The sequence below is a fragment of the Chryseobacterium pyrolae genome (genome assembly GCF_025153485.1).
Classification (GTDB): domain Bacteria; phylum Bacteroidota; class Bacteroidia; order Flavobacteriales; family Weeksellaceae; genus Chryseobacterium; species Chryseobacterium antibioticum.
Window position 1 is genome coordinate 92243 of record NZ_JANZQH010000002.1, and the last position, 14962, is coordinate 107204.

The 14962-nt window shown below is 38.4% G+C and carries 13 protein-coding genes; 9 read left to right on the top strand and 4 right to left on the bottom strand.

What is annotated here, in order from left to right:
* Positions 1-110: 110 nt before the first annotated feature.
* Together NZD88_RS03735 and NZD88_RS03740 are read left to right on the top strand one after the other, a co-directional pair.
* Complete coding sequence (locus tag NZD88_RS03735) at positions 111-839, top strand: class I SAM-dependent DNA methyltransferase (protein WP_259827554.1); 729 nt, start codon at positions 111-113, stop codon at positions 837-839.
* Complete coding sequence (locus NZD88_RS03740; RefSeq protein ID WP_259828374.1) at positions 839-1564, top strand: ZIP family metal transporter; 726 nt, start codon at positions 839-841, stop codon at positions 1562-1564. The genes NZD88_RS03735 and NZD88_RS03740 overlap by 1 nt, the downstream gene beginning before the upstream one ends.
* Positions 1565-1648: 84 nt before the next feature.
* On the opposite strand, the gene NZD88_RS03745 is transcribed toward NZD88_RS03740, so the two are convergent.
* Entirely contained in the window at positions 1649-3055 is a 1407-nt protein-coding gene (locus NZD88_RS03745; RefSeq protein WP_259827556.1) for an OmpP1/FadL family transporter, read from the bottom strand.
* A gap of 29 nt (positions 3056-3084) precedes the next feature.
* Positions 3085-4203: a prolyl-tRNA synthetase gene (locus tag NZD88_RS03750; protein WP_259827558.1), complete on the bottom strand. Its 1119-nt coding sequence runs from the start codon at positions 4201-4203 to the stop codon at positions 3085-3087.
* Between the two features lie 144 nt (positions 4204-4347).
* Here NZD88_RS03750 and proS point away from each other — a divergent pair, with 144 nt between their 5' ends.
* From proS to dnaJ, 5 genes are all read left to right on the top strand, one after another.
* The gene (gene proS, locus NZD88_RS03755; protein WP_259827560.1) at positions 4348-5823 is read left to right on the top strand and encodes a proline--tRNA ligase; all 1476 of its coding nucleotides are present in this window, start codon (positions 4348-4350) and stop codon (positions 5821-5823) included.
* A gap of 118 nt (positions 5824-5941) precedes the next feature.
* Positions 5942-7240 (top strand): OmpA family protein, encoded by a 1299-nt coding sequence (locus tag NZD88_RS03760; RefSeq protein WP_259827562.1) that lies wholly within the window; start codon positions 5942-5944, stop codon positions 7238-7240.
* 114 nt (positions 7241-7354) lie between these two features.
* Positions 7355-8686: an Nramp family divalent metal transporter gene (locus NZD88_RS03765; RefSeq protein ID WP_259827564.1), complete on the top strand. Its 1332-nt coding sequence runs from the start codon at positions 7355-7357 to the stop codon at positions 8684-8686.
* Between the two features lie 177 nt (positions 8687-8863).
* Positions 8864-9400, top strand: a complete 537-nt coding sequence (locus NZD88_RS03770; protein ID WP_279324404.1) for a nucleotide exchange factor GrpE — start codon at positions 8864-8866, stop codon at positions 9398-9400.
* An 80-nt stretch (positions 9401-9480) separates the two neighbouring features.
* Positions 9481-10593 (top strand): molecular chaperone DnaJ, encoded by a 1113-nt coding sequence (dnaJ, locus tag NZD88_RS03775; protein WP_259827566.1) that lies wholly within the window; start codon positions 9481-9483, stop codon positions 10591-10593.
* A 108-nt stretch (positions 10594-10701) separates the two neighbouring features.
* Here dnaJ and NZD88_RS03780 read toward each other — a convergent pair whose 3' ends face one another.
* A complete protein-coding gene (locus NZD88_RS03780; RefSeq protein ID WP_259827568.1) occupies positions 10702-11601 on the bottom strand; it encodes a DUF808 domain-containing protein in 900 nt (299 codons plus the stop codon).
* A gap of 185 nt (positions 11602-11786) precedes the next feature.
* Between NZD88_RS03780 and NZD88_RS03785 the strand changes: the two genes are divergently transcribed.
* Together NZD88_RS03785 and NZD88_RS03790 are read left to right on the top strand one after the other, a co-directional pair.
* Positions 11787-13154 carry a serine hydrolase gene (locus tag NZD88_RS03785; RefSeq protein ID WP_259827570.1) on the top strand — a complete coding sequence of 456 codons (1368 nt, stop codon included), beginning with the start codon at positions 11787-11789 and terminating at the stop codon, positions 13152-13154.
* Between the two features lie 167 nt (positions 13155-13321).
* The gene (locus NZD88_RS03790) at positions 13322-14191 is read left to right on the top strand and encodes an alpha/beta hydrolase (RefSeq protein WP_259827572.1); all 870 of its coding nucleotides are present in this window, start codon (positions 13322-13324) and stop codon (positions 14189-14191) included.
* A gap of 41 nt (positions 14192-14232) precedes the next feature.
* Here the strand turns inward: NZD88_RS03790 and NZD88_RS03795 are convergent, their stop codons facing one another.
* Complete coding sequence (locus tag NZD88_RS03795; RefSeq protein ID WP_169235622.1) at positions 14233-14928, bottom strand: DedA family protein; 696 nt, start codon at positions 14926-14928, stop codon at positions 14233-14235.
* Between the last annotated feature and the right edge of the window lie 34 nt (positions 14929-14962).

A 14962-nucleotide genomic window follows, 5' to 3' on the forward strand; every position in this document is an offset into this window, starting at 1 on the left:
CTTAATAATTAAAAGATTACACATTCAATTTTGCAATTAATTGAATATTTCGATCTTTCAATATTTAAATACTTTGCTTTTAACCGCACAAATTTAGTTATTTTTGCATTATGGAATGGTTTGAATCTTGGTTTGATACACCTTATTATCATCTTCTTTATAGTAACAGAGACTATACGGAAGCCGAAAATTTCATTACGAAGCTTACTGAAGACCTTCAGTTGCCCCCTTCATCCAAGATTATTGATCTGGCATGTGGAAAAGGAAGACACTCTGTTTTTTTGAATAAATTAGGCTACGATGTATTGGGACTTGATCTTTCCAGACAGAGTATTGAATTCGATAAACAGTTTGAAACCCAAACACTTCTTTTCAATGTTCACGACATGCGGAACCCAATTGATGCCGATCCTATGGATGCGGTATTCAATCTATTTACAAGCTTCGGATACTTTGATAACGAAAGTGATGACAAAAAAGTATTTCAGTCGGTTTACAATGTTTTAAAACCAGGAGGATATTTTGTACTGGATTATCTGAATGAAGAATTTGTAAGAAAAAGTATAGTCCCTGAAACCACAATCACCCGTGGTGACATTGATTTTAAAATTCTAAAAAAGATCGAAGGAAGACATATCATCAAAGATATTCGTTTTGAAACGGACGGAAAATCATTTCATTTCTTCGAAAAAGTAAAACTTCATACGTTGGAAGCGATTCATTCCTATGCAGCAGACTGCGGTTTTGAAAGAGTGAAGATATGGGGTGATTATCAGCTGAATGAATTTGACCGTGAGGTTTCACCACGCTGTATCAATTTATTTAAGAAAAAGGCATGATAACTGTCGTTTTACTGATATTAAGCGTTATTACAGGAGTTTTTCTCGGCAAGCATTTCGGAAAAAAGGAAAAGCTTGCCAAAAATCTGTTGGTGCTGAGTGCCGGATTTCTGATTACCATCTGTCTGAATGAAGTTTTCCCGCAGGTCTACACCTCTGAAGTCGGAAGTAGCCTGGGAATTTTCGTGATTGCAGGAGTTCTGCTTCAGATGATTCTGGAAGCTTTAACGAAAGGTTTCGAACATGGGCATTTTCACCATCACAGTGAGAACAACATTCTTCCTATGGCGCTGATGGTTGGTTTATTTATACATGCTTTTATCGAGGGAATTCCTTTGGCTAACGAGAAGGAACAGCTATCGCCTTATCTTTTGGGAATTGTATTTCACAATCTTCCTATTTCATTTATTCTTGGAGCCTTTTTATTCAACAGAAAAAATGAATCCAAAAATTCACATTATCCTTCCATTCTGATTGTTGCTTTATTTGCACTTGCCTCTCCGATGGGAATGCTGCTTGGAAATTATTTCAACCCTAATCTTCAGCCTTATTTTCTGGCTATCGTGGGGGGAATCTTCCTGCATATTTCATCAGTAATCATTTTTGAGAGCAATAAAAACCATAATATCGACTGGGTAAAGATAGGTCTTGTAATCCTGGGGGTTTCTTTAGCCCTGATTATGCACCTTTTTCATCATCATCCTGCAGCAGGACATTCTCATTAATACTATTATAATTCAACGAAAATAAAAAGCTCCGGATCTTACGATCCGGAGCCTCAATTTAATCACTCATTACACAATCTGGAATTAGAACTTCCAGCCGAATGTAATAAAGAAGTTATTTCTGTTATTTTTCACTTCTGAGACCGCAAAGTAATCAGATGACATAATAGTATTAGGAGAATAATAAGCAGTATCAGTAGCAGGATTCCCTGTCTCAACACCTCTTAAGAAAGGATTGCTGTATTTGGATGTTACATACTGATAAGATGCATCTATGTAGAACGATTTGAAATCATATCCCAAACCAACTGAAGCAAGATTTCTGCTATTAAGCATCATATTGCTGTATGACTGGTCTGATGTAGAAGCGTCCGGATTTACCTGGCTTACCGTCAAAGCATCAAAAGGATTAGATACATAAGAGTACCCTCCTCTTAATCTAAACTGTTTCATCCTGTATTCAGCACCTATTCGTACTTCTGATACGTTTTTATAATTATCTTTAAAGAAACTGTTCAATTCACTTTCAGCACCTGTAACTACCTCATATTTAGGTCTTGTTAGTCCCAGCGTATAATCTACGTTCAATGAAAAGTTTTTGCTGGCAACAAATGCTGCACTGACGGTCGCTTTAAGAGGTGTCGTGAGATCTCTGGATTCACCCCCGGAACCATCTCCGTAAGTTGGATCATTATAGAAACTATATACTCTGTCTATACGCCAGAACGTAGGTGTTTCTATTGCACCCCCAATCCTGAAGTTAGGACTCAATTTCCCAATTACCCCTAGAGTAGCAGAAAATCCGGAAGATCTTTCAGTAAAAGGTGTATTTTGTCGGTCAAAATATTCTAAAGAACCATTCTGGAGAGATTGGAAAGCCGCTCTGTCAACCTGATCAATGTCTGCATTGAAAAAGTTAAATGAAGCACCAAGATATACATTATGATTATAGTTGGCTCCTACACCAAAACTTGTTTTTGACAGATTTCCATACCTGTCATAAGCATGTCCTGCAAATGATGAACTCTTATCAACATCAAAATCCTTGATGACATTATTACTTCCGGGAGATTCAACATAGTTATCAAGCGACTGGTTGGAGTAATTAATTCCTATATTAATAAACTTCCACCCTGTTTCACTCATTAGTGGAAAAGCTATTACGGCTCCTACATTTCCAAGATCTGTATTGGTTTGACTGTAATCAACCGTAGATCCCGCCCACGTACTTTTATTTTTATTTCCTGCGATAGACAGTGTTCCGGAAACTTCTCCGGAAATGGCAACTCCCAAACCTGCAGGGTTCGTAAGCAGTGAGTTGGCATCACCTCCTAATGCTCCGTTAGCTCCAGCCATTGCATTAAATTTCGACGAACCCACCATTGGAGTACTGGAATAAACATCTACAGTATTTCTTAATACAGAAACATCCTGAGCCTGCGCAAAAAATGCTGCAGAAACACTCATTAATACTAAAGATTTTCTTAACATTATTTTTTTAATAGTTATTTAGTTTGAAATTATCTGCCGCCTCTGAAGCCGCCGCCTCCGCCGCCAGATCTCATACCTCCGCCACCACCGGACGAACCACCGCTTCTGAAACCTCCTCCTGAAGAACCTCCACTTGATCTGAAGCCTCCATTGTCATTGGATCTGAAACCGCCATTGTTATTGTTGTTATAGTTAGGTTGAGAATTATAATTAGGTCTTGGCTGAGAACCTGAATTACGGAATCCACCAGACTGTTGCTGAGGTCTGTAACCACCATTCCCGTTTCCTTGTCTGAAGCCACCATTATTTGAACCATTGGTTCTAAAACCGCCATTTGAACCGTTTCTGAAACCGCCATTTGTACTGCTACTTCTGAAACCACCATTATTATTTTGGAAACCGTTTCCGTTACTGTTTCTGAAGCCGCCTCTGTAAGTATTTGTTCTGTACACAGCATTGGTTAAGCCTGGATTACTGAATCCTCCGCCACTGCTTCTTCTGTAAACGGGTCTGTACCCATTCCCCCAGTAGCCGCCATTCCAGCCCCAATATGGGTTACCGTAACCGCCACCCCAGAACGGATCATAATATCCTCCCCAATAAGGTGAATATCCATATCCCCAGTAAGGACTTCCCCAGCCCATAGAGCCTCCCCAGCCCCAGCCGAATGAACCACCCCAGCCAAAAGATCCGCCCCAACCGAATGATGCACCCCAGCCCCAGCCGCGGTTCATCCCCCAATATGGACTATAACCTCCCCATCCCCAAGGAGATACCCAGGAATTGTCGTAAAAGTTGGTCTGAGCTCCGGCAAATGCGCCCCAGTCTGAGTTGGTAGCATTGGTATCCCAATTGCTATCACTCCATGTACTGTATCTATTATCTTGTTCCTTAGAATTAGCCTGTGCATTCTGTATCACATTAGACTCTTGGTAATAATCATAATTTTCTCCAACTCTGTTTCCGCCATCATTGATGATTACTCCTTCTGGCAGCGTATCTTTATTAGGGTCATAGTACACCCCATCGGTCTCTGTATATCCTCCCATCTGGGCGCCACAAGACACAAGTAGCAATCCACCTGATATTGCTAAAATCCCTTTGGACTTTAACAAACCGAGTAAATTTTTATGTATATTTTTTTTCATGATAACGTAAAGATTTTTAATTTAAATTATATTTGCAATCTGTACCAAAAATGTACCAAAACACTGGTAGAAAAATCTATCAAAAATAGATTTTTATTTTTAGATTACAATAATGTACAAAAGTTAAAAAAATTTAAAAAAATAATGGCAAAATTAACCTCAAGAAGCGAAGATTACAGCAAATGGTATAATGAGTTGGTGGTAAAAGCTGACTTAGCTGAAAACTCTGGAGTGCGAGGATGCATGGTGATCAAACCATACGGCTATGCAATCTGGGAAAAAATGCGTGATGAAATGGATAAAAGATTCAAGGAAACAGGTCACGTTAATGCTTATTTCCCGCTTTTTGTGCCCAAAAGCCTCTTTGAGGCAGAAGAGAAAAATGCAGAAGGTTTTGCTAAAGAATGTGCAGTAGTTACTCACTATAGATTAAAAACAGATCCGGACAATCCACACAAGCTTATTGTAGATCCGGATGCTAAATTGGAAGAAGAGCTTATCGTGCGTCCTACTTCAGAAGCAATTATCTGGAATACATACAAAAACTGGATCCAGTCTTACAGAGACCTTCCGATCCTGATTAACCAATGGGCAAATGTTGTTCGTTGGGAAATGAGAACCCGTCTGTTCCTGAGAACAGCAGAATTTTTATGGCAGGAAGGACACACAGCACATGCTACCAAAGATGAAGCGATAGAAGAAGCTGAAAAAATGAATGATGTCTATGCAGATTTTGCGGAAAAATTCATGGCTATGCCTGTTATTAAAGGAGTAAAAACACCATCTGAAAGATTTGCAGGAGCTGATGATACTTATTGTATCGAGGCATTGATGCAGGATGGAAAAGCTCTTCAGGCAGGAACATCTCACTTCCTTGGTCAGAATTTCGCAAAAGCGTTTGATGTAAAATTCACCAATAAAGAAGGTAAAATTGAACACGCATGGGCAACATCATGGGGAACTTCCACCCGTTTAATGGGCGCTTTGATCATGACCCACTCTGATGATTTCGGATTGGTACTTCCTCCTACCTTGGCTCCAATCCAGGTGGTTATTGTTCCCATCTTCAAGGGTGAAGAGCAATTAGCTCAGATCAGCGAAGTAGCCCTTGGTATTGTGGCTAAATTAAAGGCGAAAGGCATCTCTGTAAAATTTGATGATGATACACATAACAAACCGGGATGGAAGTTTGCAGAATACGAATTAAAAGGTGTTCCGGTAAGAATTGCAATGGGACCAAGAGATCTTGAAAATAAATCTGTAGAAATCGCGAGAAGAGATAATCTAACTAAAGAACTTCATTCTATTGAAGGAGTAGACACTTATATCGAAGAATTATTGCAGACGATTCAGAAAGATCTTTATGAAAAAGCATTAAACTTCAGACAGGATAACATCACGAAAGTGGACACCTATGAAGAATTCAAGAAAGTTCTTGAAGAAAAAGGAGGTTTCATCTATGCACATTGGGATGGAACCGCTGAGGAAGAAGAGCAAATAAAGGATGAAACGAAGGCAACAATCAGATGTATTCCTTTAGATGATGATATTGAAGAAGGTATTTCTTTGGTAAGCGGCAAACCGTCTCAAAGACGTGTATTATTCGCAAAAGCTTATTAAAATATTTGGCTCATTTTCAAAAACTTTCCTGAAAATTAAATAAATATTCAAAAAAAGTGACTTTTGGACAGATTTTTGTTTAAATTTATTCAACATTAATCTAAAAAAATAATTTATTATGTCTTTAAATGTCATTGATTTAATTAAAGGACAGTTAGGTCCCGCTTTGGTTTCACAAGCAGCTTCTCAATTTGGAGAGAGTGAATCCGGTATTTCAAAAGCAATTGGAGGTTTACTTCCTGCCATTGTTGGAGGATTAGCAAATAATTCTGATAACCCGGGAGTTTTGGATGCAATTACCAATGCCTCGTCGAGCGGAATTTTAGGAAATTTATTAGGTGGTGCATCCAGCAGCCCTGTAATTTCCACTTTGTTGACCTCTATTTTTGGAGACAAAATCAGTGGAATCGTGAATGCTATTGCTACCTATGCAGGAATCAGCAATAACTCTTCAAGTTCGCTGTTGAATTTAGTAACGGGAGCTACGGTAGGTTCTATCGGAAAATATGCTGCTGATAATAATTTAGACAAATCAGGTATTTCAAGTCTGCTAGGTGAGCAAAAAGGAATCGTTTCTTCACTTCTTCCGGCAGGACTATCTTTAGCCTCTCTAAATTTAGGGAGCTGGTTCGGAGGAGGTACATCAACTTCCCATGCAGAAGCAGCACCAAAGCCAGAGCCTAAAATAGAAGTTACAAGAAGTACTACATCTGCAGGAACCAATCCTGACAGAAATAATAATGAAGGCGGAGGTTCAATCTGGAAATGGTTGCTTCCGCTTTTACTTTTAATTGCCGCAGCTTATTTCATTTGGAAACAATGCGACAAGAAACAGACTACCACCACCACTACAACCACTGATTCTACAGGATCAACAGCAGATACTGCTGCTACCATCACTCCTGCAGATACTTCTACTTCAACAGCAACACCGGTTGCTAAGACTGATGAAAACATCGATCTTAACGGGGTTATGCTGAAAGGGTACAAAGGAGGTATGGAAGATCAGATGATTACCTTCCTGAAATCAGGAGATTATAAAAATGCTGCTGACGATGCTGCATTAAAAGATAAGTGGTATGATTTTGACCATGTAAACTTCAAAATGGGAAGTTCTACTGAACTGGAAGCAGGTTCTCAGGGACAGCTTGATAATTTAGTAGCGATTTTAAAAGCATTCCCGGATGCAAAAATAAAAATCGGAGGGTATACTGATAAAACAGGGAACGAGGCAAGCAACGTAAAATTATCTAAATCAAGAGCTGAATTTATTAAAGCTGCTTTAGGTAAAGCTGGTGTTGGCGCTCAGGTTCTGGAAGCAGAAGGTTACGGAAGTAAATTTGCTACAGTAGATGCTAAAGCTTCTGACGCAGAAAGAGCTGCAGACAGAAAAATGTCTGTAAGATTTGCAAAATAGATCTTTAGAATCCATAAAAATAAGATCCCGAAATTTAGTTTTCGGGATTTTTTTTTCACCTTACTTTCGTATTTACATTTATTTAAGTAAATTTGTTAGTCATTTCTAACATTTATGAATTTCAATTTAAATAACGCCTGGCGTAAAGATAAAACTTCCCACTCCCTGCCGGAGGTATATTCATCTATAAAAGTCCCAAAAAATGGTTCATTTTGGAGAAAATACCTTGCTTTTGCGGGCCCGGGACTGATGATTGCCGTAGGATACATGGATCCCGGAAACTGGGCGACTGATATTGCAGGAGGAGCTCAATTCGGATATACATTGCTTTCGGTTATTCTTATTTCAAACATTTTCGCAATGGTTTTACAGCATCTGTCTGTGAAATTGGGTGTTGTTGCAGAAAGAGATTTGGCACAGGCATGCCGCGACCATTTCAGCCCTACGACCAATTTTATCCTATGGGTATTTTGTGAAATAGCGATTGCCGCCTGCGATCTCGCCGAGGTCATAGGTTCTGCCATTGCTTTAAACTTACTCTTCCACATTCCTCTGACCTGGGGAATTGTGATCACAACCGTAGACGTTTTGATCATACTTTTGCTTCAAGCCAAAGGTTTCCGATGGATAGAAAGTATTGTTGGCGGTCTTATTTTCATTATTCTCGCCTGTTTTATTTATGAGATTGTGATTTCACAACCTGCCTTTAATGAAATACTGGGTGGACTTGTTCCTCAAAAGGAAATTATTCAAAATCCGGCCATGCTGTACATCGCCATAGGAATTTTGGGTGCTACGGTTATGCCTCACAATCTATATCTGCATAGCAGTATTGTTCAGACCAGAGATTATACGCGCGACAAAGAAGGAAAAAAAGAGGCCATAAAATTTGCAACTTTAGACAGTACCGTTTCATTGATGCTGGCTTTTTTTATCAACGCTGCGATCCTTATTTTAGCTGCTGCCACCTTCCATACTACAGGAAATAAGCACGTAGCTGACATTCATGATGCCTATAAAATGCTTACTCCGATTTTAGGTGCTTCCATGGCAAGTATTGCCTTTGCAATTGCATTGCTGGCATCAGGACAAAACTCAACGCTTACGGGGACGCTTGCAGGACAGATCGTCATGGAAGGCTTCCTAAATATCAGATTAAAACCATGGTTGAGAAGATTGATTACAAGATTGATTGCTGTAATTCCCGCTTTAATAGTGGCCATTATTTATGGTGAACAGGGAACCACCGATTTATTGGTTTTAAGCCAGGTAATCTTATCTATGCAGCTGAGTTTTGCGGTAGTTCCTTTAGTTATGTTTACCAATGATAAAGCTAAAATGGGAGATTTTGTGAATAAACCTTTCTTAAAAATCATTGTCTGGATTATTTCTCTTGTCATCATTGTTCTCAACCTTTACCTTCTGTACCAGACATTTGCCGGATAGAAATGGCAACTGTGAATGATGGTGAATAGGCAATGGTGAATTCAAATTACACCCAAAATCAACCGCTAGACTGTGCTGCAAAATTGACAATTTCTCTTTCCTTTTTTCTGCCTTAATGTCCATTTTTTCTATTTGGCAGGCTCTTTGTCAAACAACTATTTAAATAAATATTGAATTATGCAAAATCAGGATATTAACGAAGAAAGCATCAATAATCAGGAAGAAAACAACATTCAGAACGAAGTGGTAGCTGAGGAAAATGTGACAGCAAAACCTTCTGCAGAGGAACTTTTGGCAGAAGAGAAAGACCGTTACATCAGATTATACGCTGAGTTCGAAAACTATAAAAAAAGAACGGCAAAAGAGAAGATGGAATTCTTCCAGTATGCCAACCAGGATATGATGGTTTCTATGCTGGGAATTTTGGATGATTTCGAAAGAGCTTTAAAAGAAATTGCTAAAAACGGAAATTCATCTGACCTTCAAGGGGTGGAACTTATCTATCAGAAATTTAAGAACAGACTTACCGAAAAGGGCTTAAAAGCTATGGAAGTCAATGCTGGTGATACATTCAACGTAGATTTCCATGAGGCAATTACTCAGATTCCTGCACCATCGGAAGATCTAAAAGGCAAAATCGTAGATGTTATTGAAACAGGATATACTTTAAGTGATAAAGTGATCCGTTTTGCAAAAGTAGTAACAGGAAACTAAAATACCCATGATCAATGATGGGTCATCAATGGTGAGACAATACCTCATTGATGACTCATCAATAATCAATTATAAGCATTATGTCAAAAAGAGATTATTACGAAGTTCTTGAGATCAGTAAATCTGCATCGGCCGAGGAGATAAAGAAATCATACCGAAAAATGGCCATTAAATTTCACCCTGATAAAAATCCTGGTGATAAAGAGGCTGAGGAAAAATTTAAAGAAGCTGCAGAAGCCTATGAAGTACTGAGCGACGATCAGAAACGTGCCAGATATGACCAGTTCGGCCACGCCGGAATGAGTGGTAACGGTGGTTTTGGAGGCGGAGGCTTCGGTGGAGGTATGAATATGGAAGATATTTTCAGTCAGTTTGGAGATATTTTCGGAGGCGGAGGAGGCTTCGGAGGTTTTGGAGGTGGCGGACGGCAGCAGGTAAAGGGATCTAATTTGAGAATCAGAATCAAACTGAATCTTGAGGAAATGGTGAACGGAACGCAAAAAACCATCAAAGTAAAGAAAATGAAGATGGCCGAAGGGGCCACTTCAAAAGTATGTCCTACCTGTAACGGGTCCGGTGTTCAGATGAAGGTCATGAATACGATGTTCGGACAGATGCAGACACAGACTACCTGTGGATCTTGTCAGGGAATCGGAAAAGTAGCTGATAAAATTCCTGCAGGCGCCAATGCACAGGGACTGATCAAAGATGAAGAAGAAATTTCAATTAACATCCCGGCAGGTGCAAGAGACGGCATCCAGCTTAATGTAAGAGGAAAAGGAAATGACGCTCCATTCGGAGGAATTCCCGGAGACTTATTGGTAATCATTGAAGAGGAAGTAGATAAAACCATCAAGAGAGAAGGGGACAATCTTCATCAGGAATTATATATATCTTATGCAGAAGCTGCTTTAGGAACTAAGAAAGAAATCCCTACGGTAGGCGGTAAAGTGAAAATCACCGTTGATCCGGGGACTCAGTCCGGAAAGATCCTTAGACTAGCCGGAAAGGGGCTTCCAAGCATCGACAGCTATGGAAAAGGAGATATGTTCATCCACATCAATGTATGGACACCACAAAAACTGAATAAGGAACAGAAAGATTTCTTTGAAAAACAGATGTCAAGCGGAGATATGGTTGCAGAACCTTCCGGAAAGGAAAAAACTTTTTTTGATAAAGTGAAAGATTTATAAATTAAAAATAAAAAAAAGTGTCTATAAAACAGCCTTTTTTTTTTACATAACCGGCCGCGGCGGGGATTCTTCCACCCCGCGCCGAGTCCTTTATTATATATCAAATTCCTATTTCTTCTTTACTAAAGAAACAACTCCTTTTCCCATTGTAAAAAGAGCTACAGCAAATAAACCTCCTATAAGTCCGAGAATAATTTCTTTTAAAATAGTAAGCATCTCATTAGAAGACCAGGAAGGCAAAACATGGTGAAGAAATTCTATTCTATGGGCGAAAATACCGCCGGCTACCATAATCAAGGCAATGGTCCCTATCACTCCCAAAGCTTTAATAACAACAGGTAAAGCTTTCACCAAAAAGTGTCCAAGCTTTCCAAAGAAACCTTTGTCATTACTTTTTTTGATTAATTTGAATCCTGCATCATCCATCCTTACGATCAAAGCAACAATTCCGTACACGCCCACTGTAGCTATAAAGGCAACCAGACTCGTTACCAAAATCTGGGTAATGAAAGGATGACTTTCTTCCAAAACCGTTCCCAAAGCAATGATGACAATCTCAACAGACAAAATAAAATCTGTAGTAATAGCTGATTTTATCTTTGATTTTTCTATGTCTTCATCACTCTTTTCGTCTTCTACAATTTCTTCTACCACTTCGTGACCTGTTTTATCCCGGTGAAAAAGAAATTCTATAATTTTTTCAACACCTTCAAACGCCAGATATAATCCACCCAGAATCAACACATAGTTAATTGCCGGAGCATAGAGCCAGTTGAGAAGGAATACAACGGGAAGAATGATCAGCTTATTGATAAAGGAGCCTTTTGTAATAGCCCATAAAACAGGGATTTCCCGTGAGGAAAGAAAACCTGTAGCTTTCTCTGCATTCACAGCTAGGTCATCGCCCAGAATACCGGCTGTTCTTTGGGTAGCTATTTTACTCGTAACAGCCACATCATCCATCAGTGCCGCAATATCATCTAAAATCGCAAAAAAACCAGATGCCATATTATTTTAATGTTTTTTTAATATATGTTAAGTAGGGCAAAAATAATTATTAAAATCTATTTTTATTTGTTTCTGAATATTAATTTTAAATATTTTATGCCGATGGGGCGTTCATCTGAGCAAAACTCTGCTTACTTTTAACTGTTTTTAAACAAGATACCATGCGCCATAAATATTCTATTTTTTTGTCAGGATTTATAATCCTTATCTGTTGTACGTTCTTTTCCCCTTTAAAAGCCCAAAATAGAGCGGACATCAATGTTCAACAGCCGGAAAAAAAGAAACTGGCCATAGACAGCATTATACAGGCGTATGCAGCCATCAATAAATTCAATGGAATGGCTCTGGTTCATTACCAACATAAAACATTCTTCGAAAAGTCCTACGGCTGGCAAGATGCAGAAAAAAAGATACCGAATCAAAACAACAGCATTTACCAGATTGCTTCTTTAACCAAATCTTTCACTGCATTGGTTATTGTCAAGTTAAGTGAAGAAGGAAAGCTCTCGGTAAAGGATCCTCTCTCTAAATTTATTCCGGATTATCCGAGAGGAAATGAAATTACCATTGAGCATCTCCTTACCCACTCTTCAGGAATTTATGAGGTACTCCGAAACAAGGAGTATTTCCGCTTGCTTCATACCGGAGAAACCATTACAAAAAGTAAAGAAATTTCTTTTTTTAAAAACGAACCTCTAGATTTTGAACCGGGTACTCAATTTTCATATACCAATTCAGGATATATCCTTCTGGGAATGATCATTGAAAAGGTTACAGGTTTATCTTATGAAGAGGCTGTAAGAAAATTCATCTTAAACCCTCTGAAAATGAGTCATACAGGATTTGATTATCCTGCTTTGAAAAGTCCTTACAAAACCGTTCCCTATTCTTACCTTTCAAAAACAAAACAGGAAAAAACAGAAATCTGGAATCCGGAATTAACAGGCCCAGCAGGGCAAATTTACAGCACTGCAGAAGATCTTTACAAGTATTATGAAGGGCTCAGAGATTATAAAATTGTTTCTAAAGAGACCTTCAAAAAGGCCACCACGCCTTATTTAAGCGGATATGCCTTTGGTTGGTTCATCGACGATTTGTATGGAAAAAAATTGATTAATCACGGAGGAAATATAGAGGGCTCAACAAGTTATTTCGCTATGTTTCCTGATGATGATATCTGTATTATACTGCTCAATAATATTACGAGTAAAAAACTGGAAAAAGCGGGTAATACCATTTTAGGGGCACTTTTAGACCAACCTTATGATCTCCCAAAACCTAAGAAAGAAATCAATCCTGATACTTCTATATTGAAAAAATATGCCGGTAATTATGAGCTTTCGGAAGACAGTGTCATTCATATTCTATACGAAAACGGTCAGCTTTTCATTCAAAATAACAATGATCCTAAAGTAAGAATGCTGGCTGAAAATGAAAACACATTTTTTCTCCAGGATGATGACAGTGAAATCACTTTTATCTTCAAAGAAGGTGAAAAAGGGGTGATTACAATAAAAAAAGGACTTTCATCAAAAACGGCAGAGAAACAATAGACTAAGAAATACAAATGGTTTCTAACCAGATAAGATTAAAAAAGGAAGAACTCTCCTATTAAACGATGCCGGTATAAAAATACCTCATGCATTCAAAAAGAATTTCTGATAACAAAAATCATTTTTCGGGGCTTATCTAAACTGATAATATTCCGTAATTTTATCTTATGAAAAAGCTCGTTCTCAGATACCATTTTTTTGTTGTAGGCTGTTTAAGCTTTCTGATGCAGTCTTGCCATACAAAATTTAAGGTTTGGGTGGGCGAAGGTGGTCAGCAGAAAATATATAATTTGAAATATGGTGAGCATAAAAGACAGAAAATGGACGTTTTTCTTCCGCTGGATTATGCTGAAGATGCTCCCGTAGTTCTTATCGTGCATGGCGGTGCCTGGACTCTCGGGAAAAAAGAGCATATGATCCAAATCCAGAAAATGCTTTTTGAACATAAGATTCCGAGTGTCAACATGAATTACAGACTTGTTTCCAAACGAAAAAACATTACTTATAAACAACAGTTGGAAGACATTGGCATGGCCATTGAAAAATTTAATTCCCTGGCTGGAAAAGCAGAACTTCAACCGGATAATTATATACTTCTGGGAGAAAGTGCTGGAGGGCATCTTGCCCTTCTTTACGGTTATCGTCATCCTGAGCAGATCAGAAAAATCATTTCTCTGAGCGGGCCAACAGATTTTTACAGTCCGGAATATCTTAATTCATTTTATTCAAAATACACCTCTCCTACTTTTCAGAAAGTTGTAGGAACAAAGCTTGACCGTAAAAATATATCTGAAGCATTTAAGGAAGCCAGCCCCATCGCTAATATATCCAATGTTCCTACACTGATTTTTCAAGGAAATAACGACTTCCTGGTCAATCAGCATCAGGGATTGTCCATGGATTCTGCTCTTTCCAAACAGAATGTACCCCACAAACTGATCTTTATGAAAAGAACAGGTCATGTACCACGGTTTTTCAGTAAAGTAAAAAGAGACAGCATTATCTATCCCAACATTCTTAACTGGATAAAAAAATAACCTGCCGGAAAGCAGGTTATCTATATGATTGTGTGATAGTATTAATCTAAATCTTTGTTCTCGTATTTGGAATGATCTTCTTTTTTACCGAATACAAATTTGATGATCACCGGAAGCGTTGTTACTAAAACGATAATGATGATGATCAGTTCAAGTTTCTCTTTTAAATTGATCCCGAACTGCTCCTGGAACAATTTATCTAAATAATGTCCGGCAAAGATCAGAATAAACGACCAAAGAATAGCCCCTATAACGTTATCTCTTAAAAATTCTCTCTTGTCCATTTTTACAATACCTGCAACAATGGGAGTAAATGTTCTTACTACCGGTAAGAATCTAGCCATAATAATCGCCAGTGCACCATGTTTTTCAAAAAAGTCATGAGCCTGATAAAGATATTTCTTTTTAAACAGCATTGTGTCTTGCTTTTTGTATAAAGCAGGCCCTGCCTTCACTCCAAAATAATACCCTACCTCGTTTCCAATAATGGCAGCAATTGCCACGCAGGAAGCCAGAATAGTCGTATCCAGGAAGTCGCTCCCTGTGGAGCCAAAAGTCGCTTTGATGATATCAACCGCATAAATTCCTGATACAAACAGTAATGAATCTCCAGGTAAGAAAAACCCTACAAAAAGACCTGTTTCAGCAAAAACAATAAATAAAATAAGCCAGAACCCACCCATTTTAATATAAAACTCGGGGTTCAGTAAATCTCTCCAGCTATTGAAATCTTCCATATATAACGATTAACAACAAAAGTAAGCGTAAAAT

Bases quoted from the DNA above. Each gene is read 5' to 3' on its own strand.
- NZD88_RS03735 (WP_259827554.1), top strand. From the start codon at position 111: ATGGAATGGTTTGAATCTTGGTTTGATACACCTTATTATCATCTTCTT.
- NZD88_RS03745 (WP_259827556.1), bottom strand. From the start codon at position 3,055: ATGTTAAGAAAATCTTTAGTATTAATGAGTGTTTCTGCAGCATTTTTT.
- NZD88_RS03750 (WP_259827558.1), bottom strand. From the start codon at position 4,203: ATGAAAAAAAATATACATAAAAATTTACTCGGTTTGTTAAAGTCCAAA.
- proS (WP_259827560.1), top strand. From the start codon at position 4,348: ATGGCAAAATTAACCTCAAGAAGCGAAGATTACAGCAAATGGTATAAT.
- NZD88_RS03760 (WP_259827562.1), top strand. From the start codon at position 5,942: ATGTCTTTAAATGTCATTGATTTAATTAAAGGACAGTTAGGTCCCGCT.
- NZD88_RS03765 (WP_259827564.1), top strand. From the start codon at position 7,355: ATGAATTTCAATTTAAATAACGCCTGGCGTAAAGATAAAACTTCCCAC.
- NZD88_RS03770 (WP_279324404.1), top strand. From the start codon at position 8,864: ATGCAAAATCAGGATATTAACGAAGAAAGCATCAATAATCAGGAAGAA.
- dnaJ (WP_259827566.1), top strand. From the start codon at position 9,481: ATGTCAAAAAGAGATTATTACGAAGTTCTTGAGATCAGTAAATCTGCA.
- NZD88_RS03780 (WP_259827568.1), bottom strand. From the start codon at position 11,601: ATGGCATCTGGTTTTTTTGCGATTTTAGATGATATTGCGGCACTGATG.
- NZD88_RS03790 (WP_259827572.1), top strand. From the start codon at position 13,322: ATGAAAAAGCTCGTTCTCAGATACCATTTTTTTGTTGTAGGCTGTTTA.
- NZD88_RS03795 (WP_169235622.1), bottom strand. From the start codon at position 14,928: ATGGAAGATTTCAATAGCTGGAGAGATTTACTGAACCCCGAGTTTTAT.